Annotated in this window: 15 protein-coding genes and 1 pseudogene; all 16 read left to right on the top strand. The window is 66.6% G+C overall.

Features of this window, described 5'->3' with window-relative positions; translation table 11 throughout:
* Positions 1-26 precede the first annotated feature (26 nt).
* Positions 27-1,013 (top strand): stage II sporulation protein M, encoded by a 987-nt coding sequence (locus CAP2UW1_RS16835; protein WP_015767829.1) that lies wholly within the window; start codon positions 27-29, stop codon positions 1,011-1,013.
* Positions 1,003-2,604, top strand: a complete 1,602-nt coding sequence (locus CAP2UW1_RS16830) for a DUF4129 domain-containing protein (protein ID WP_015767828.1) — start codon at positions 1,003-1,005, stop codon at positions 2,602-2,604. The genes CAP2UW1_RS16835 and CAP2UW1_RS16830 overlap by 11 nt, the downstream gene beginning before the upstream one ends.
* The gene (locus CAP2UW1_RS16825; protein WP_015767827.1) at positions 2,601-3,731 is read left to right on the top strand and encodes a DUF4350 domain-containing protein; all 1,131 of its coding nucleotides are present in this window, start codon (positions 2,601-2,603) and stop codon (positions 3,729-3,731) included. The genes CAP2UW1_RS16830 and CAP2UW1_RS16825 overlap by 4 nt, the downstream gene beginning before the upstream one ends.
* A gap of 10 nt (positions 3,732-3,741) precedes the next feature.
* Positions 3,742-4,740 (top strand): AAA family ATPase, encoded by a 999-nt coding sequence (locus tag CAP2UW1_RS16820; RefSeq protein WP_015767826.1) that lies wholly within the window; start codon positions 3,742-3,744, stop codon positions 4,738-4,740.
* Positions 4,741-6,057 (top strand): DUF58 domain-containing protein, encoded by a 1,317-nt coding sequence (locus CAP2UW1_RS16815; protein ID WP_015767825.1) that lies wholly within the window; start codon positions 4,741-4,743, stop codon positions 6,055-6,057. It begins immediately after the preceding gene.
* 153 nt (positions 6,058-6,210) lie between these two features.
* Positions 6,211-6,489, top strand: a pseudogene (locus tag CAP2UW1_RS16810) (ATP-binding protein); the annotation flags it as partial.
* A gap of 273 nt (positions 6,490-6,762) precedes the next feature.
* On the top strand, positions 6,763-7,485 hold the full coding sequence (locus CAP2UW1_RS26205) for a hypothetical protein (RefSeq protein WP_412566831.1): 723 nt from the start codon (positions 6,763-6,765) through the stop codon (positions 7,483-7,485).
* Positions 7,406-8,458: an IS66 family transposase gene (tnpC, locus tag CAP2UW1_RS26200; RefSeq protein ID WP_412566830.1), complete on the top strand. Its 1,053-nt coding sequence runs from the start codon at positions 7,406-7,408 to the stop codon at positions 8,456-8,458. Before CAP2UW1_RS26205 ends, tnpC begins: the two co-directional genes overlap by 80 nt.
* Entirely contained in the window at positions 8,455-8,745 is a 291-nt protein-coding gene (locus CAP2UW1_RS16795) for a hypothetical protein (RefSeq protein ID WP_015767824.1), read from the top strand. The genes tnpC and CAP2UW1_RS16795 overlap by 4 nt, the downstream gene beginning before the upstream one ends.
* A 156-nt stretch (positions 8,746-8,901) precedes the next feature.
* The gene (locus tag CAP2UW1_RS16790; RefSeq protein WP_015767823.1) at positions 8,902-9,435 is read left to right on the top strand and encodes a DUF6431 domain-containing protein; all 534 of its coding nucleotides are present in this window, start codon (positions 8,902-8,904) and stop codon (positions 9,433-9,435) included.
* 129 nt (positions 9,436-9,564) lie between these two features.
* On the top strand, positions 9,565-10,890 hold the full coding sequence (locus tag CAP2UW1_RS16785) for a DDE-type integrase/transposase/recombinase (RefSeq protein WP_012806770.1): 1,326 nt from the start codon (positions 9,565-9,567) through the stop codon (positions 10,888-10,890).
* A gap of 2 nt (positions 10,891-10,892) precedes the next feature.
* Positions 10,893-11,687 carry an ExeA family protein gene (locus CAP2UW1_RS16780; protein ID WP_012806771.1) on the top strand — a complete coding sequence of 265 codons (795 nt, stop codon included), beginning with the start codon at positions 10,893-10,895 and terminating at the stop codon, positions 11,685-11,687.
* On the top strand, positions 11,684-11,887 hold the full coding sequence (locus CAP2UW1_RS16775; RefSeq protein ID WP_015767822.1) for a hypothetical protein: 204 nt from the start codon (positions 11,684-11,686) through the stop codon (positions 11,885-11,887). Before CAP2UW1_RS16780 ends, CAP2UW1_RS16775 begins: the two co-directional genes overlap by 4 nt.
* A 143-nt stretch (positions 11,888-12,030) precedes the next feature.
* Positions 12,031-12,597 (top strand): Druantia anti-phage system protein DruA, encoded by a 567-nt coding sequence (locus CAP2UW1_RS16770; protein ID WP_015767821.1) that lies wholly within the window; start codon positions 12,031-12,033, stop codon positions 12,595-12,597.
* Positions 12,598-13,034: 437 nt separating this feature from the next.
* Positions 13,035-13,316 (top strand): hypothetical protein, encoded by a 282-nt coding sequence (locus tag CAP2UW1_RS16765; protein ID WP_015767820.1) that lies wholly within the window; start codon positions 13,035-13,037, stop codon positions 13,314-13,316.
* 256 nt (positions 13,317-13,572) lie between these two features.
* The gene (gene pglW / locus CAP2UW1_RS16760; protein ID WP_015767819.1) at positions 13,573-17,814 is read left to right on the top strand and encodes a BREX system serine/threonine kinase PglW; all 4,242 of its coding nucleotides are present in this window, start codon (positions 13,573-13,575) and stop codon (positions 17,812-17,814) included.
* The last annotated feature ends 49 nt before the right edge of the window (positions 17,815-17,863 follow it).

Genomic DNA, 17,863 nt, shown 5'->3' with positions numbered 1-17,863 from the left:
ATCCGGCGCGCTATCGGGAAGGCATCGTGAGGGAACGCCAGTACATTGCTCGTCGGCAGTCGGAATGGGAGGCCTGGGACCGCTGGCTGGTGCCGGGAAAGCGCGCTGCGGCCGCCCGCCCGGCAACCGACGCGATCGCCGCCGCCGACCTGCCGCACCGCTTCCGCTGCCTGTGCCATGACCTCGCCCTCGTGCGCGACCGGAATTACTCGGCGGCGCTCGGCGACGATCTGCACCGGCGGGTGCTCGCCGTCCACCAACGTATCTACGGTGCCGGCAAGCCGGAGGGCGGCGCGGTTCTGCGCTTCCTCGCCGGTGGTTTTCCGGCACTGGTGCGCCGCGAGTGGCGGGTCGTCACCGCCGCGTTCCTTCTCCTGCTGGTGCCGCTGCTGGCGATGCTGGCGGCGATTCAGATCTGGCCGGATGCCGCCTACCTGCTCCTGGCGCCGGAAACCGTCAGCGAGATCGAGGACATGTATTCGCCGTCGGCCCGTCATCTCGGCCGCCCGCGTGCGGCGTCGAGCGAATGGGCGATGTGGGGCTTCTACATCGCCAACAACGTGCGCATCGATTTTCAGGCCTTTGCCGGCGGCATCGCCTTTGGCCTGGGAACGATCTTCTACCTGCTCTACAACGCCCTGTTCATCGGCGCGGTCGCCGGCCACCTGACGCAGATCGGCTTCACGGCGACCTTCTGGGGCTTCGTTGCCGGCCACAGCGCCTTCGAACTCACCGGCGCCGCGCTGTCCGGCGCCGCCGGTCTGAAACTCGGGATCGCGCTGGTCGCGCCGGGTCGGCGCAGCCGCCTGGCGGCGCTCAAGGAGAACAGCCGCGTTGCCGTCCAGCTCCTCTACGGTGCCGCCCTGCTGACTTTTCTCGCCGCTTTCGTCGAGGCCTTCTGGTCGCCTCTCCAGGGAATGCCACTGACCCTCAAGGTCGGTGTCGGTATCGTTCTCTGGCTGCTTACCGGCGCCTACCTGTTGTTCGCTGGACGCCCATCGCGTGCGGCTTGAGGACATCGCCCTCCACTTGCGCCGGCGCAGCCCCTGGGAGGCGCTCGACCTCGGCCAGGCGATGCTGCTGGCCTGGTCGCGGCAAGTGTATGGCGCCTGGTTCGCCACCTACTGGCTGGCCGGCATCGTCATCGTGCTGCTTCTCTGGCCGTGGCCCGAACTGGCCATGTTCGTTCTCTGGTGGCTGAAGCCGCTGTTCGACCGGGTTCTCCTGCTCGTCTTCAGCCGCTCGGTATTCGGTGCCGCGCCCAGCGTGCGCGAGGTGCTCAGGGAAGTGCCGCGGCTGTGCCGCGGCCCCGGCGTCCTGTCGGGCCTCAGCTTGCGTCGTTTCAGTCTGGCGCGTTCCTTCCTGCTGCCGGTCTGGCAGCTCGAGGAGCAGCGCGGCGCCGACGCACGCGCGCGTTTCCGCCTGCTCTCCCGCCGCTACCGCGGCTATGCCGTCTGGCTGACCTTTTTCGGCGCCAACATGTCCACGGTCCTGCTCTTTGCCAGCCTGGCCACGCTGCTCGCGCTGGCGCCGGCAGACAGTCACAACCTGTCGCTCTGGGATTGGTTCAGCGACGACGCCTCGCGCACCCGCGGACTCGTCGGCAACCTGGCGTTCATGCTCGCCGAGACGGTGGTCGAGCCGCTCTACGTGGCCTCGGGATTCTCGCTCTACCTGAACCGGCGCAGCGAGCTCGAAGCCTGGGACATCGAGCTCGGATTGCGCCGCCTCGCCGAACGCCGGGCGGCTTCGCCCGTACTGCCGCCACTGCTGGTCGTCCTCGCCATTGCCCTGTTGTCGCCGTTGTCGGCGTCGCCGCCGGCGCGTGCCGCGGAGCCACCGCCGGTCGGCGCTGCCGCCAGCGAGCAGGAGGAGCCGCCCGTCGACGAGCCGGACGACGATCTGTCCGACGAGCCGCCCGCCGCGCCGGCCGCTACCGGCGTGCCGCCCGGTAGGCGCGCGCCTTCGCCGAGTGCGGCCAGGCAGGCGATCGACGCGGTCCTTGCCGACCCGGTCTTCGGGCAGCAGAAGGACGACTGGACCTGGCGCTGGCGACGGCAGCAGCAGGACGCGCCGAAGGACGACGCGCGCCCCTGGCTGAAGGCGCTGGGCCAGGCGATCGAGTTCCTTGCCGAGGTGCTCAGGGGTCTGGTCTGGATTGTCGCCGGTCTCGGCCTGGCCGTGGCCGTCTACTTCGTGATCCGCTACCGCGAGCGGCTGCTTCCGGCAACCGTGCGTACGGCACCGGAGTTCCTCTTCGGGCTCGACCTGCGTCCCGACTCGCTGCCGGCGGACATCGCCGCGGCGGCGCGCGCGGCCCTCGCCCGCGGCCAGGCCGTCGAGGCACTGAGCCTCCTCTACCGGGGCGCCCTGGTGGCCCTGATTCAGCGTCAGCAGATCGAGTTCGCCGTCGGCGACACCGAGAGCGAGTGCCTGTGGCGCGTCGCCGGGCGGCTGCCCGAGGCGGCCGAACGCTGCTTCGCCGATCTCGTCGACACCTGGCGCCTGGCCGCCTACGGCCGCCGGCCGGTGGCGGTGGCGCGCGTCGAGGAACTCGTCGCCGGCTGGGATAGTCATTTCGGCCAGGCGGCGGCGCGGCCATGACGCGGCGCGTCGTCTGGACCTCGCTTCTGCTGGCGGCCGTGCTGGCGGTTTTTGCCACGTGGCTGATGTTGAACCTCGAGCGGGTGCCGACGCAGAAGCGCGAACCGCCGCAGAGCGAGGCCAGGCGCAATCCGTGGCTGGCCCTCGAGCGCTTCACCGCGCGCATGGGCGGCCAACTGACGCGCGCGTCGGACGCCCGCATCCTCGACCGCCTGCCGGCCGGCAGCCTGCTCCTCGATCGGCAGCGCGCTCACCTGTTGACGCCCGAGCGCCTGCACCGGTTACTCGCCTGGGTCGAGGCCGGCGGTTACCTGATCGCCGTCGCCGAGCATCCCGGCGTTGCCGATCCGCTGCTCGACAGCCTGGGCGTCAAACGCGTCGCATCGCCGCGCAAGCCGGCGCGTCAGGCGCCGGCTGTCGTCGATGTCCTTGTCCCCGGCGCGGCGCAGCCGCTGAAGCTGGCCGCCGGCGGCTATCTGCTGGCTGCCGGCGAGCGACAGCCGGCGTGGAGCGCCGGGCAGCGCGGGCGCGGCGAGCAGGTGCTGCATTTTCACCTCGGGCGTGGCGAGGTGACCGTCGCCGCCGCGTTCGACGGCCAGTTGAGCAACCGGCACATCGGCGAAGAGGACCATGCCGATCTGTACTGGTCGCTGCTGCGCCGCTACGACCCGTCACCGCAACCGCAGGTTCTCCTGCTCTCGCGCCTGCAGATGCCGACCCTCTTCGCCTGGCTCTGGGAGAACGCCTGGGCGGCGTGCACCGGCGCCGCGCTGCTGATCGTCCTGTGGCTGTGGCGAATCATCCCGCGCTTCGGCAGCGTGCGGCCGGAGGCGCCGGCGGGGCGCCGCGAGCTGCGCGAGCATCTGGCGGCGATCGGCCGCTACCAGTGGCGCTCGGGCGGCCTGGCGGCGCTGCTGACGGCGGCGCGCGAGCATTTTCACGCCCGGCTGCTGCGCCGCCAGCCAACGATCGCCGCGCTCCCGGCGACGGCGCAGCCGGCGGCGCTGGCGGCGCTGAGCAATCGGCCGGCGGTGCGCATCGCCGCCGCCCTCGACGGACCCGTCGACAGCCCGCACGCCTTTACCGACGCCCTGCGCACCCTGCGCAACCTGGAACGCGACCTCTGAGATCCTCGACATGAATACACCCGCTTCGCCCGCTACCATTCTTCCGGAAGAGAAACTGCAGCAGGCGCGCCAGCTCCTCGAGGCACTGCGCGGCGAACTTGCGAAGGCCGTGATCGGCCAGCGCGCGGTCATCGACGAAGTGCTGATCGGTCTGCTCGCCGACGCGCACGTGCTGATCGAAGGCGTCCCCGGTCTCGGCAAGACGCTGCTCGTCAAGGCGCTGGCGCGCAGTTTCGGCGGCCAGACGACGCGCATCCAATTCACTCCCGACCTGATGCCTTCCGACGTCGTCGGGCACACGCTCTTCGACGCCGCGACGGCGCGCTTCGTCACTCGCCAGGGGCCGGTGTTCACGCACCTGCTGCTCGCCGACGAAATCAACCGGGCGCCGGCGAAGACGCAGTCGGCGCTGCTCGAAGCGATGCAGGAGAAGCAGGTGACGCTCGAAGGCAAGGCCTCGGCGCTGCCGCGCCCGTTCATGGTGCTGGCGACGCAAAACCCGATCGAACAGGAAGGCACCTATCCGCTACCGGAAGCGCAGCTCGACCGCTTCCTGCTCAAGATCCGCATCGACTACCCGAGCGAGGCCGAGGAAGTGGCACTGACCCGCCAGGTGACGCAAGCGAAGACCGGCGCCGACCTCGATGTCGAGGCTGTGGCGACGCTGATCCAGCCGGCGACGGTGGTTGGCCTGCAGCAGTGGGCGGCGCACGTCAGCGTGGACGAGCGGGTCGTCGCCTACGCCGTGGCCATCGTGCGTGCGACGCGCGAGACGCCGGGCCTGGCCAGCGGCGCTGGCTCGCGCGGCCCGATCGCGCTGGTGCGCGCGGCGCGCGCGCGCGCGCTGATCGCCGGGCGCGCCTTCGCGACTCCCGACGACATCAAGGCCGTCGCCCTGCCGGCCCTGCGTCACCGCGTGACGCCGGCTGCCGAGGCCGAGATCGAAGGCCTCGGTGCCGACGAGCTGTTGCGCACGCTGCTCGAGCGCGTGCCGGCACCGCGCCTGTAGATGCTGCTGCTCCCCGCCCGCCGCCTGCTGATCGCCGCCGCGCTGTGGCTGGCCCTCGGGCTGGCCGCCAGCTTCGCGCCGGCGCTGCTCGGCGTCTGGCAGGCGGCCGGCGCGGCACTGCTCGGCCTGGCGCTGGTTGATGGCCTTGCCGGCCGGCGCCGCCGCGGCCGCGTCAGCGTGCGCCGCGAGCTGCCGCACAGCATGCCCGTCGGCACCTGGCAGACGGTCGGCCTGCGCCTGAGCAGCGAAGCCGGTGCGGCGCGCGGCTGGCTGGTCGACGGCCACCCGGCCGCCTTCGTCAGCGAGGGGCTGCCCGTGCCCTTTGCCCTCACGCCGGGACGCTGGTTGCGCGTCGCCTACCGCGTCTCGGTGAGCGAGCGCGGACGGCAGGTATTCGACGGCGTCAGCCTGCGCCTATCGTCGCCACTGCGCCTGTGGCAAGTGCAGGAGAGCGTCGCCGTGCGCGACGAAGTGCGTGTCTTCCCGAACTTCGCACGCATTGCCCACTACACGCTGCTGGCGACCGACAACCGCCTGTCGCAGATCGGCATCCTGCAACGCCGCCGTCGCGGCGAGGGCATGGAGTTCCAGCAACTGCGCGACTACCGTCAGGATGATGCGCCGAAGCAGATCGACTGGAAGGCGAGCGCGCGCGTCGGCCGCCTGATCTCGCGCGACTACCAGGACGAGCGCGACCAGCAGATCGTCTTCCTGCTCGACTGCAGCGCGCGCATGCGCGCCCGGGACGGCGACCTGTCGCACTTCGATCACACGCTCAACGCCCTGCTCTTGCTCGCCTACGTGGCGCTGCGCCAGGGCGACGCCGTCGGCCTGGCGACCTTCGGCCATCCCGGGCCGCGCGTCCTGCCGCCCGGCAAGTCGGTGGCGATGGTCAACTCGCTGATGAAGGCGGTCTACGACCTGCAGCCGTCGCGGCAGGTGCCCGATTATCTGGCTGCCGGCGAAACGCTGAGCCGCCATCTACGCAAGCGCGCGCTGGTGATCCTGGTCACCAACCTGCGCGACGAGGACGACGATACGCTGCTGCCGGCCGTTCGGCACTTGCGGCGCCGGCATGCGCTGACCGTCGCCAGCCTGCGCGAGCCGGTACTCGACGAACTGCTGGCCGCGCCGGTCGGCGATTTCGACGCCGCCCTGACGCGCGCCGCCGGCCTCGAATACCTGCAGGCTAGGCGCCGGCAGGTGATGCGCCTGCAGCACGGCGGTGTGCATGTCCTCGATGTCGGCGCCAGCGAGTTGCCGGTGGCGCTGATCAACCACTACTGGGCCAGGAAGCGTGCCGGGGCCTTGTGCTGATCGCTTGCCGCCAGTACGCAACTGTACGGAAATCGAGGCGCTCGGAGACTCGCTTGCCTGTTTCGGAGAATCGCCTGCGACTCTCCAGGACTCGACTTCATCCCCCGGGAGAAGGGCGCTAGCCGGCTGACGGCGACGACCGTCGAGTTGTTCAAGACCTTGGCGCAGCTCGCCAAGACCGAGGTCCTGGTCATCGACGAGTGGGCGCTGGCGCCGCTGACCGACGAGAGCCGCCGGGATCTCCTCGAGATCTTCGATGACCGCCATGGCACCCGCGCGACGATCATCACCAGTCAATTGCCGGTCAAGCACTGGCATGCCGCGATCGGTGACCCGACGCTCGCCGGCGCGATTCTCGACCGTCTGGTGCATCAGGCGCACGTCCTGGATCGCGATGGCGACTCGCTACGCAAGAACGGCAAACCCGAATGAACCGCCGGGCCCATCTGACGAGTGATGGGTTGGTGTCGTGGCGTGGGGAAAGCGCTCTGACGACCCGAGCGCCCTTGCCGAATCGAAGGGCTTCCCTCACTCCTGACCCCGCCCCCGAGGGCGGGGAAGTCTTCGCCGCCGGACAGGCTCGGGGGCGGGCCGCGAAAGTAAGTATTCGGTGAACCCGTAGTCGGAGGCGGCGGCCGATAGTCGGCGACTGAGCAGATGGCGGAGGGCTGAACACAGAAGCCGAGTTTGGGTAGACTTCGACGTATGGGCTCTGGATCGGACATCTCGTACGCAGGACCATCGACAAGCAACGGCAAGCCGACGCCGTTTGCCCAGGTGATGGTGACGCTGAGCAAGGAAGCGGAGATCAAGCTCCGGTCCGAGGCCAATTACTGGAAGAGTCAACATCAACAAGCGCTTGCCCGTTTGGCGCAGCGGGAGGCTGATCATCGCCTGGCGATGGCGCAAGCAGCGGCGCGTGAGGCGGCTTTGCGCAGCGAGTTGGAGAAGGCCGAGGGCAAACTCCGGGACTTGCAAAAGCGCCTGTTTGGCCACAAGTCCGAGCGTCGTTCGAGGACGGAAAAGGACGCCGCATCGAATGACCAGAAGTCGGTGAGGCCGCGAGGCCAGCGGCCGGGAGTCGCCGGTCACGGACGGAGGCTCGAAAGCCACTTGCCGGCACAGGTCGAAACCATCGAACTCGACTGCCCCCATTGCCCGGAGTGTGGTCTCGGCTATGCCGACTTTCCCGGCACGGAAGACAGTGAAATTCTCGAAATAGACGTCAAGCCGTACCGGCGAGTAATCCGCCGGCGGCGCTACCGGCGGACCTGTCGGTGCCCCGGGACGCCGGGCATCCTGAGCGCACCCCCCCCCGGCGCGGTTGATCACCCGCGGCAAGTACGGGGTGTCGATCTGGGTGCACCTTCTGCTCGCCAAGTTCTCGTACGGCCAGCCGACTCATCGGCTACTCCGAGACTGGTCTGACTACGATCTGACGCTCTCGCCCGGAACCCTTACTGGCGGACTACGCGCCTTGGCCCCGCTATTCGAGCCGCTGGAAGACGCGCTGCGTTGCCGACTGCAGAGCGAGAATCGCTGGCACGCGGATGAAACCCGCTGGATGGTGTTTGCCGAGACCGAAGGGAAGATCGGTCATCGCTGGTACCTGTGGGTGTTTCACTCCGAATCGGTGATTCACTTTGTGCTTGACCCGACGCGATCGGCGCAGGTGCCGATCGCAGAACTGTCCGCCAGCCAAGGAGGGATCGTCATCTGTGATCGCTACTCGGGCTACAAGAAGCTCGCGAGAATCCTTGGGACGATCCTTCTGGCCTTCTGCTGGGCCCATCAACGGCGTGATTTCATCGAGTTGGCCAACGCCCATCCGGAGCTCTCGGAATGGGCCCTGTCCTGGGTCGAACGGATTGGCGAGCTCTACCTCTTGAACGACGCGCGCCTTGCCGTGCGCGCCGATCCGGTTCAGTGGGCCGCACGTGACGACGGCTTGCGGCAAAGGGTCACGCAAATGGCGAGCCAACGCGAGGCCGAACGGGCGAACCCGGCGCTCAAGGCCCCGGCCAGGAAGGTGCTGCAGAGCATGCAGAAGCATTGGTCCGGCTTGACGGTGTTTGTCGACCACCCTGAGGTGCCGATGGACAACAACGTCGCCGAGCGGGACCAACGCACGCCCGTCGTCGCCCGCAAGAACTTCTACGGTTCCGGCAGTCCGTGGTCGGGCGCCCTCGCGGCCACGATGTTCAGCTTGCTGATGACGATGCGCCTGTGGGGGATCAATCCCCGCACGTGGCTGACGGCGTATCTGGACGCCTGTACGGCGAATGGCAGCCAGCCGCCGGCGGACCTGAGTGTCTTTCTGCCCTGGGCGATGGACGCTGACCTGCTGGCACAGAGGCGTCGTGCCGCGATGGACCCGGCCGACCCCATCGACAGCTCATGAAGCCTTATTGCGGGCGTCAGTTCACCCTTGACGAACTGCAGACCCTCCGCCACCTGATCGAGGCCAACCCCAGTGCCAGCCGCGCGCAGCTCTCGCGTCAGGTGTGCGCGCTCCTCGACTGGTTCAAGCCGAATGGCGAGCTGAAGGACATGACCTGCCGAGTCGCCATGCTACGCATGCAAGCGGACGGCCTGCTCACCCTGCCGGCGGCACAACGGTGCGCCCCTCGCCAACCCGAGTATCTCGCCACCGCCGCTACCGATCCCCTGTTACGTCCGCCCCTGTGAAAGGCCTGTAGTGGGTTGGCTATCCCGCTAACGGCGAGGAAGAAAGCAGGAACGGAGCCGGAAGGAGAGTGGGACGGGGAAGGTCAAGGAAGGGCTGGGACAGCTCTGCTATCGTGGGAAGCTTGACGACCACCCGGAGAGAAAGGAGCCCAGCCCATGCAACGAATTGTAGCCGGCATCAGCACGCTTGAGCAGCACCTGGAGACGGTGAAGGGGAAGCGCGAGGTCTATCGACCGCCGTCGTGTCCGCACTGCGGAATCAAGCTCCTGTGTCAGCACGGGTACTACTACCGGAAGGCCGATCGGCGAGTGCAGCGGCCCTCGCTCAACCCGGTGCCGATCTGCCGTTACCGCTGTGGCGGTTGCCGGCGCACCTGTTCGCGCCTCCCCGAGTGCATTGCCCCACGGCGTTGGTACGACTGGTCGGTGCAACAGAACGCCCTGTCGGCTCGACTCGACGGCCGGCCTGTCGGCGGCGGTGGCGACGACGGACAGCCTGCCATGCGCAGTACCGGTCGCTGGTGGGCCTGGCTCCAGGCTCGCGGACCGATCTTCGCGTTTTCTCTGCGTTGCCGCTTTCGCGAGCTGGGTCGGGCGAGTGACTTCACGGGGTTCTGGCGCCAGGTGTTCGCCACGCTCGGCCTGCCACGAGCCATGGCCTGGCTGGACCGGGAGATGAGCGTCCCATGATCGGCTGATCCCCAAACGGCGGCAGACAGTGGGGGCCCCGCCCGGGCGGGGCCCCCACACACTTTGCGACTGTCATTGACGCGGCGATTGCGCTTTGATGGCGACTCCCATTTTTCACGAGGAGTGGTCATGAACGAAATCGATCCGCAAGCCCTGTTTCGCTTCTCCGTCCTGGGTCCGCTGATCAGTCGGCAGCGGCTGGCGCGGGGTGAGCTGCAAAAGAGCCTGCGTGAGCTGGCAACGCGCGAGTACGTCATCCCCGGCACCGATCGGCGCTTGCTCGGCGAGAAGACGATCGAGGGGTGGTACTACCGCTACCGCGCGCGCGGCCTCGATGGGCTGATCCCGAAGGTGCGTGCCGATCGCGGCCAGTCGAAACTGTCGGCGTCCGTCCAGGCGGCTATTCTCGCCGCCAAGCGCGAGAATCCCCGGCGCTCGATTCGCCAGATCCAGCGCGTGCTCGAGATCGGCGGCATCGTCGCGCGGGGCACCCTGTCGCGCTCGAGTCTCCACCGCCTGCTCCAGCAACACGGTCTGTCGCGGCTCCCCGGCTCGGCGAGCCTGCCCGAGGAGAAACGCAGCTTCGTCGCCGCCTGCGCCGGTGAGCTCTGGTACAGCGACGTGATGCACGGCCCACGCGTGCCGATCGGCGGTCGTTTGGGCAAGAGCTATCTGGTGTCGCTCTTCGACGACGCGTCCCGGCTCGTCGCTCACGGCGCCTTCTGCCGCGGCGAGACGGCGCTGGACATTGAAGGCGTCCTCAAGCAGGCGCTCCTCAAACGGGGCGTACCGGTCAAGCTAGTCGTCGATAACGGTGCCGCCTATGTCGCGCAGACGCTACAGGGGATCTGCGCGCGTTTGGGCATCGTCCTGGTCCATTGTCGGCCCTACGCGCCCGAGAGCAAGGGGAAGATCGAGCGCTGGCACCGGACCTGCCGCGATCAGTTTCTCAGCGAGGTCGAGGAACGCCATGTCCTGAGTCTGGACGATCTCAACGCGCGGCTGTGGGCCTGGCTGGAGCAGGTCTATCACCGCACCCCGCATGACGGCCTTGAGGGCCAGACGCCGCTCGCTCGGTATCAGCAGGATCTGCCGAAGATCCGTTTGCTGGGGCCACTGGCGGCGACGCTCGATACGCTGTTCCTGCACCGCGTCCGCCGTTTGGTGCGCAAGGATGGCACGGTGTCGTATCAGGGCGGGCGCTTCGAGGTGCCTTTCGAACTGACGGGCAAGACCGTTTGCCTGCGCGTCGATCCGCACACCGAGACGGTGGTCGGCGTCGAGAACGACGCCGGCGAGTTGATCGGCCGGGCGACACCGCTCGATGCGTTGGCCAATCGCGATCGGCGGCGACGTCAGCCGGACCCGGTGGCGGCCGTACCGGTCAAGCGCCCCGCTGGGCCGAATCTGGTCGAGCTGGTGTATGAGCAGTACTACGGCCGCCAAGGAGACTGAAGATGGAACTGCAACACTTTGGGCTGCGCCACTCGCCGTTGGGCAAGGAGACCCGCGAGTTGTGGGACGACGGGATGCTCACGCGCTTGCGCGAGCGCTTCCAGTGGTTGCTGCAATCGCCGGGGATCGGGCTGCTCACCGGCGAGGCGGGAGTGGGCAAGACGGCAGCGCTGCGGGCGGTGACGGCGACGCTCAATCCGCATCGCTATCAGGTGATCTACCACGCGGAGACGGACTTCGGCCGCCTCGATCTGTATCGGTGCCTGGCGCAGTCGCTGGGCCTGGCACCGAGCTATCGGCGGGCGCTGTTGTGGCGGGAGATCAAGGCGCATATCCACCATCTGGCGGATGGCAAGCAACTCCTGCCGGTGTGGATCCTCGACGAGGCACAGAATCTACCGCCGGACTTCTTCCGCGATTTCCCGGCCTTCCTCAACTTCGCTTTCGACTCGCGCGATCTGATGAGTGTCTGGCTGGTCGGTCATCCGGTGCTCGCGCAGACGCTGCAACGCGCCCCATATGCGGCGCTCGCCGGACGCATTCAGGCGCGCGTGCACTTGACGCCGGTGTTCGAGCGCGAGCGCTTTGCGCGACTGATCGAGCATGGGCTGAAGAGCGCCGGCAACTCGTCTACGCTGCTCACCGATTCCGGCATGGAGATCTTGCGCCAAGCGAGCAAGGGGCTGCCCCGGAATGCGGCGCGCATCCTGCGCACCGCCATGCGTCTGGCGCTGCCGCGCGGGCTCAATCATCTGCCCGACGAACTGTTGCAACTGGCCATCGAGGAACTCCGATGAGCCGCCGTCGTCACGCTGGCTTCCCCGAGGGTCTCTCCGACGACGCCGCCGCGGCGCTTTGCGACTTCCTCTTCCAACTCGCCACCGCCTGCGAGAGTCACTATCTCGTGCAACTGCGCCGCCATCACGATCGCCAAAGGAATCTGTACGATCCCGAGGACCCCTGGCGCTTTCCGCCTAACGCTCCCCGATCCCGATAGGCCCCTTGTCCCACCCTGTCGCCGGAGCCAGTCCTCCCGGCGACAGCGTGGGACTTTCGGCTTGTCTCACCCCGAAATAGCTCGGGACAAAGAATCCAGAATAGGGCGGGACGTAACATCCCCAATCGCTGCTCGTGCGGCCAGTGCATGAGCTGCCGCCGCTCCACTTGCGCCAAGTCTCCGGTTCGGCCCACTCCCGGCTGTGGAACGAGTACATCGCCCGTTACCACTATCTCGGCTACACGCCCATGGCCGGTAGTCAGAGCCGCTACTTCGTCTTCGCCGGTGAGCATCGGGTTGCCTTGTTGAGCTTCGGCGCCAGTGCCTGGAAGCTCGCCGCACGCGAGCGCTTCATCGGCTGGCAGGAGGACGAGCGGCAAAGAAACCTGCCGCTCGTGGTCAACAATGCCCGCTTTCTGATCTTGCCCTGGATCCAGTCCAAGGGCTTGGCCTCGAAGATCCTCGCGATCATCCACAGGCAACTGCCCAACGACTGGCTGGCGCGCTACGGCTACCGCCCCGTGCTCCTCGAAACCTTTGTCGAGACTCCCCGTCATCGCGGCACCTGTTACCAGGCCGCCAACTGGATCAAGGTCGGTCAAACCACCGGACGCGGCAAGAAATGCCCCACGTCCAAGCCTATCCTGCCGATCAAGGATATCTGGCTCCATCCCCTGCACAGGAACTTCCGCTCAATTCTGTGTCGCTAGCGCCGATCGTCAAGGTCAGACTTGGCCCACGGGTTCACCGAATACTTACCCGCGAAACGCCGCAACGCACCCCAAGCCCTTGAGCGTACTCGCGTCTCGGCCCCGGTAAAGGGTTCGCTTCGCCGGGCTGCGCCCGCCCTTGACAGGCCCCTCAACGCACTCTCTCTGCTCGCGACTGTGCTCATGCCAGTCCCTTCGCATCGCTGCCAGGCCTCGCGAGTGGCGGCCCCTTCCACACCAAAACAACATCGCGGCCGAGTCATCCCTCGCCGCCCTCCTGCACAAGCCGCGCCGTCTGGCGGGCGCCCGTGGACAACTCTGCGCTTTGCTCCTGCCAGGCGTCAGGCACGCCACCACCGACGCCTCGGTTTCAGGGGTTTCTTGCGCGCCAGCGCACAAGCAGTGCGTTACTGCGTAACGCTCACCAGGAGGTAAAAATGGCCAAGACCAACGCGCAACGCCAGTCGGAATACCGGGAACGTCATCTGAAAGGTCAGGACGGACAGGGGAATCGGCTGAATGTCGTTATTGATTTCCACGCCAAACGTGCCCTCGAACGCCTGGCATTCAGTTACGGCGTAACGCAAAAAGCATTCCTCGAGAGGCTACTGCGTCAGGCCGATGGTGACGCCGCGGACCAGGCGTCGAGGCTTCCCAAGGGTCTCGCCGAGGACTACGAAAAACAACGCCCACTGGGTCCGGAACTCGTTACGCCGTAACGAACCTTGCCTCTACCAGCCGGCACCAAAAAGACCAGAGACATTTGTTCGGGTGAGCTACAAACTTGACCCAAGCAAGCGTCCTGGAGTACAACCCTTTCACCCCGCGTTGCTACGCTGCGACTGTCCAGTTTGCGTGGAATACACAGTTCTGATCATGAAGCCGTCAGAGGAAGACAACGCTAATTCAATGACCATCTACTCACAACGTCAGCGATGCCGCCGTGACCCGGCAAGATTCTCACCCTAGAACCTCATGAAAGATCCGCGCTGGACAGCGATCTCGGAATCAAACTTTGCCTGGGAAAAGGCGGCGCTCGATTGGCTGCGTGATCGACTCTCGGATCGCGATCCCTGGCACGTCTGGTCGAACTTTGAATTCATCGACGACGAAGGCAAGGTCAATGAGGTGGATGCCTTGGTGCTCTCGCCCGTGGGCATCTTCCTGGTCGAGGTCAAGAGTCGCCCCGGCGTTCTCACCGGTGATGCGCATACCTGGACGTGGCGTACTGACGGGCGTGACTACGCCTACGACAACCCCTTGATTCTTGCGAACCGCAAGGCCAAGCGACTGGCGACGCTGTTGCGTCGGCAATCGTCGGTGATCAAGGCGAGGTCCCGGGTGCCGTTCATCGAGCCACTGATCTTTCTCTCGGCGATCAACGCTGACGCTTTCAGGCTGTCAGGTAACGGGCGCTCCGGCGCCTTTCTCAAGGGTCGTCCCGACACCAGCAACGACGACGGGATCATCGCCCGCCTGGAGGGCACCGGGAATTACCCACCCACTGGACCGCTGCTCGGTCACGAACTGGGGCGTGTGGTTTGCCGCGCCGTTGTCGAAGCCGGCGTGCGCCCATCCAACAAACACCGGCGCATCGCTGACTATCAGTTGGGCGCCCTCATTCAGGAGGGCGAGAATTATCAGGACTGGGCGGGAGAGCACGTTTCGGCCGGTGTCCGCCGTCGCGTCAGGATTTATGGCTACGCCCTGGCGTCGACCGTTGACGCCCGGCAATCGCTGGTGCGGCAGGCGACGCGCGAGTTCCAGATTCTCGAGGGCGTGGATCATCCCGGCATCCTCAAGGTGCGCGATTTCAAGGAAAGCGAACTCGGCCCGGCCCTGCTTTTCGACTACAACCCGCAGGGCCGACGACTCGATTTCCTGCTGCGCGAGCAAGGCAATCAGCTCAACGCCGACCAGCGGCTGTCCATCCTTCGGCAACTGGCGGAAACCCTCAAGTATGCCCACCAGAAGAAGCTGATTCACCGGGCACTATCACCACAAAGCATCCTCGTCCAGAACCAGGATGGCGCCCCACTCAAGCTCGCCATCATGAACTGGCAGCTCGCCGCGCGCGGTGGGCAAGGGACGGAGCAGTCGAATCTGACGGCTCTTGGCGCATCGGCTGGAACATTGGCGCGTACCGTCGGAACCCGGCACGTTGAAAATTACCTGGAAGATCCGGCGAGAGTATTTCTCGCACCGGAAGCCCTCTGGGATGGCGCGCCAACTGGACCCCACCTCGACGTCTTCTCGCTCGGCGCCATCGCCTGGCAGGTGTTCACCGGCGCGCCGCCGGCAACCAGCGCCTCCGAGCTGCAACAGAAACTCCGGGCCGGCAACGGATTGCGCATCTCCGATGTGCTGGATGGCGCCGGCCGGGCGCTGCAGGACCTGATCCAGTTCTCGACCTGCCCGGACGTTTCTGCCCGCCTCGGCTCGGTGACGGATTTTCTTGAATACCTCGAACTTGTCGAGGATGAACTGACTGCGCCGGCCGAGTTGGCCACAGTCGATCCAGCTTCCGCCAAGTCAGGCGACCCCATCGATGGCGGTTTCACCGTCGTCCGTCGTCTCGGCAAGGGCTCGTCATCCGATGTGCTGCTGGTCACTCGCCGCGGCAACGCCGAAGAGCTGGTCCTCAAGGTTGCCCTCGACGCCAGCCACAACAGGCGCCTGCTTGCCGAAGGGGAAGCGCTGCGCAAGCTGCGCCACGCCAATATTGTCGAGTGGCGCGAAACGCTGACCGTTGCCGGCCGCACGGCGCTGCTGATGAGCAGTGCCGGCAAGGACACGCTGGCTCATCTCCTGCGCAACAACCGCCCCTCGCTGGATCTCGTCCGGCGTTTCGGCGAGGAACTGCTGCAGACAGTCGTCTATCTGGAAAACGAAGGCATCTATCACCGCGACATCAAGCCCGACAACATCGGACTTTGCCCGTCGTCGCATAGCGGTCGCCTGCAACTGGTACTGTTCGACTTCTCCCTGTCGAAAGCTTCCGTCGACAACATCCAGGCCGGCACGCGCCCCTACCTCGATCCCTTCCTCAGCCTGCGCAAGCCGCCACGCTGGGACATTTACGCCGAGCGCTTTGCCGCAGCCATGACGCTCTACGAGATGCTCACCGGCACACTGCCGGGCTGGGGCGACGGCGTCTCCGACCCGGCCGTGATCGAGCCCGAAGTCACGCTCGATGTCACCCTCTTCGACCCCAACCTGCGGGAAGCCTCGGCCGCCTTCTTTGGCAAAGCTCTGCGTCGTGATTTCCGCGAGCGTTTCGACAACGCAGAAGACATGCTGCGTGACTGGCGAAAGATTTTCGACCAGGCCGACACGCAAACCGCAGCCGATCCCTTCGAGGTCATCGCTCTTCGTGCGACGCGGGAAACGGCCATTGGTGAGCTCGACTACAGCGTTGAAGCGCAGAACGTTCTCGACCGCATGGGGATCCACAGCGTTCGCGAACTGCTCGCCGTCGACCGCGTCCGTTTCCGCTACCTCAAGAGCGTTGGCGACAAGGTGCGCAAGGAAATTCGGGGCACCGCCAAGCGCCTCGCCCAGATTCGTCCCGATCTCGTTGCCGGCACGCCCACTGTTCTCGATACCGATGCCGGCAAGAGCGGCATTCGCAGCCTCGACGAACTCGCCAACCACCTCTTCCCGAAGCGCGCCGCAGCCGACGAGCGCCCGGATGACGATGCGCTGGCGATCTACCTGGGCCTGGAGACAGCCGAAACGGGCACCGAGAATGAACGAAACGCCACACTCTGGCCCACTCTTGGGGACGCAGCGCAGGCAGCGGGAATTGCCCGGCCGGCCTTGACCCATGCGATCGTCGCCTCGCGCGCGCGCTGGATCAGGTCAATCGCCATCAGCGAAGTGCGCGAGGAACTGGCCATCACGCTCAGCGCCAGTGGCGGCGTCATGGCCGTCACCGAAGCAGCCAGCTCGCTGCTGGCGAGCCATGGCTCGATAGAGCAGGACGACGCCAATCGCCTGCGGCTCGCTGCTGCCGTGCTGCGCGCCGTCAGCGAAACCGAAGCCGACCTCGCGCAACCGCGCTACCAGGTATTCCCCGGCGCTGCAAAGGGCGCCGTACCGCTGGTCGCGGCCAGTGTCGACCATGCCGACTACGCACTCCGACTCGGCGCCGCCGCCGACAGCGTCATCGCCGCCGATGAAGAAACATCGGCTGGCGAAAGCCTGCCGACACCGCAACAGGTGATTGAAAGGCTCGAAGCGGTGGATCGTCCCCACACCGTTGCCGCCGTGTCCACGCAGCGGCTGGTGAAGCTTGCGGCAGGTTGCAGCCAGCGCGCGGCAGTTTCCAGTCGTCTGGAACTCTATCCCCTGGCGATGGCTGCCCAGCGCGCCATCCGGATCGCCATGGGCTCCCTGATCGGCCCGCGTGTCCTCACCGAGAGCCAGGTACGCGAACGCATCATGGGGCGCTACCCCGATGCGGAGCCCCTGCCCGGCCGGCCGTCGCTGGACAGCCTGCTCGGCGCAGCAGGTTCCGATCTCGTCTGGCGCCATGACGGCGAAGACGGTCCCGGCTACTACTCCGCGCACAGAGGCTTTGGCCCTTCGGCGGGAACGACCACCTTCCTGCACCGTCCCGACACGGTGGCCGACGACGACCAAAGCGAAGAAGTCCTCGCCGCACGCCAGTTCGACGACAGGCTCAAGCACGCCATCAAATCGGGGGGATTTCTGGTGTTGACCGCCGCACCGCGGCTGGCGCGCCACGCCGAGGCGGCACTGCGGCGCACCATTGCCGGCGCCGACTTCCTGCCGATCAGCCTCGACCGCATCGTGCTCGAATCACTCAAGGAAGAAGCACTGCAGCGCAAGGTCGGCTGGAGCAAGGTCCTCGAAGCCGACATCGGCGGACCGGGCTCGCGCGACTGGAGCAACCTCATCCGCCTTGCCTCTTTCGCCAGGGCGCGTATCAGAGGAAAGCTCACCGCTCAGGGCAAATCGCTGCTGCTTCTCGATCCTGGCCTGCTGGCAAGGCTGGATTTGCTGGACCTGATCAGCGACCTGCAAAGCATGGCCGGCAGGGCCGACGGGATTTTGTCGGTCTGGATGCTGGCGCCAATGGCTGGCCAGGGCATGCCAACGCTGGATGGCGTACCGATTCCCGTGATTACGCAGGCCCAGTGGGCAAGGGTTCCAGACCGATGGCCAGGCCATTCTTCTCGCACCGCTGCCTGAATGACGAATCAACGACCCATCATCGAGCTTCCTGCCGTTCCCGGGCAAA

Source organism: Candidatus Accumulibacter phosphatis (genome assembly GCF_000024165.1).
GTDB classification, from domain to species: Bacteria; Pseudomonadota; Gammaproteobacteria; order Burkholderiales; family Rhodocyclaceae; genus Accumulibacter; species Accumulibacter phosphatis.
The sequence above is the reverse complement of the archived record's forward strand: the minus strand, read 5'-3'. Positions and strand labels throughout refer to the sequence as shown.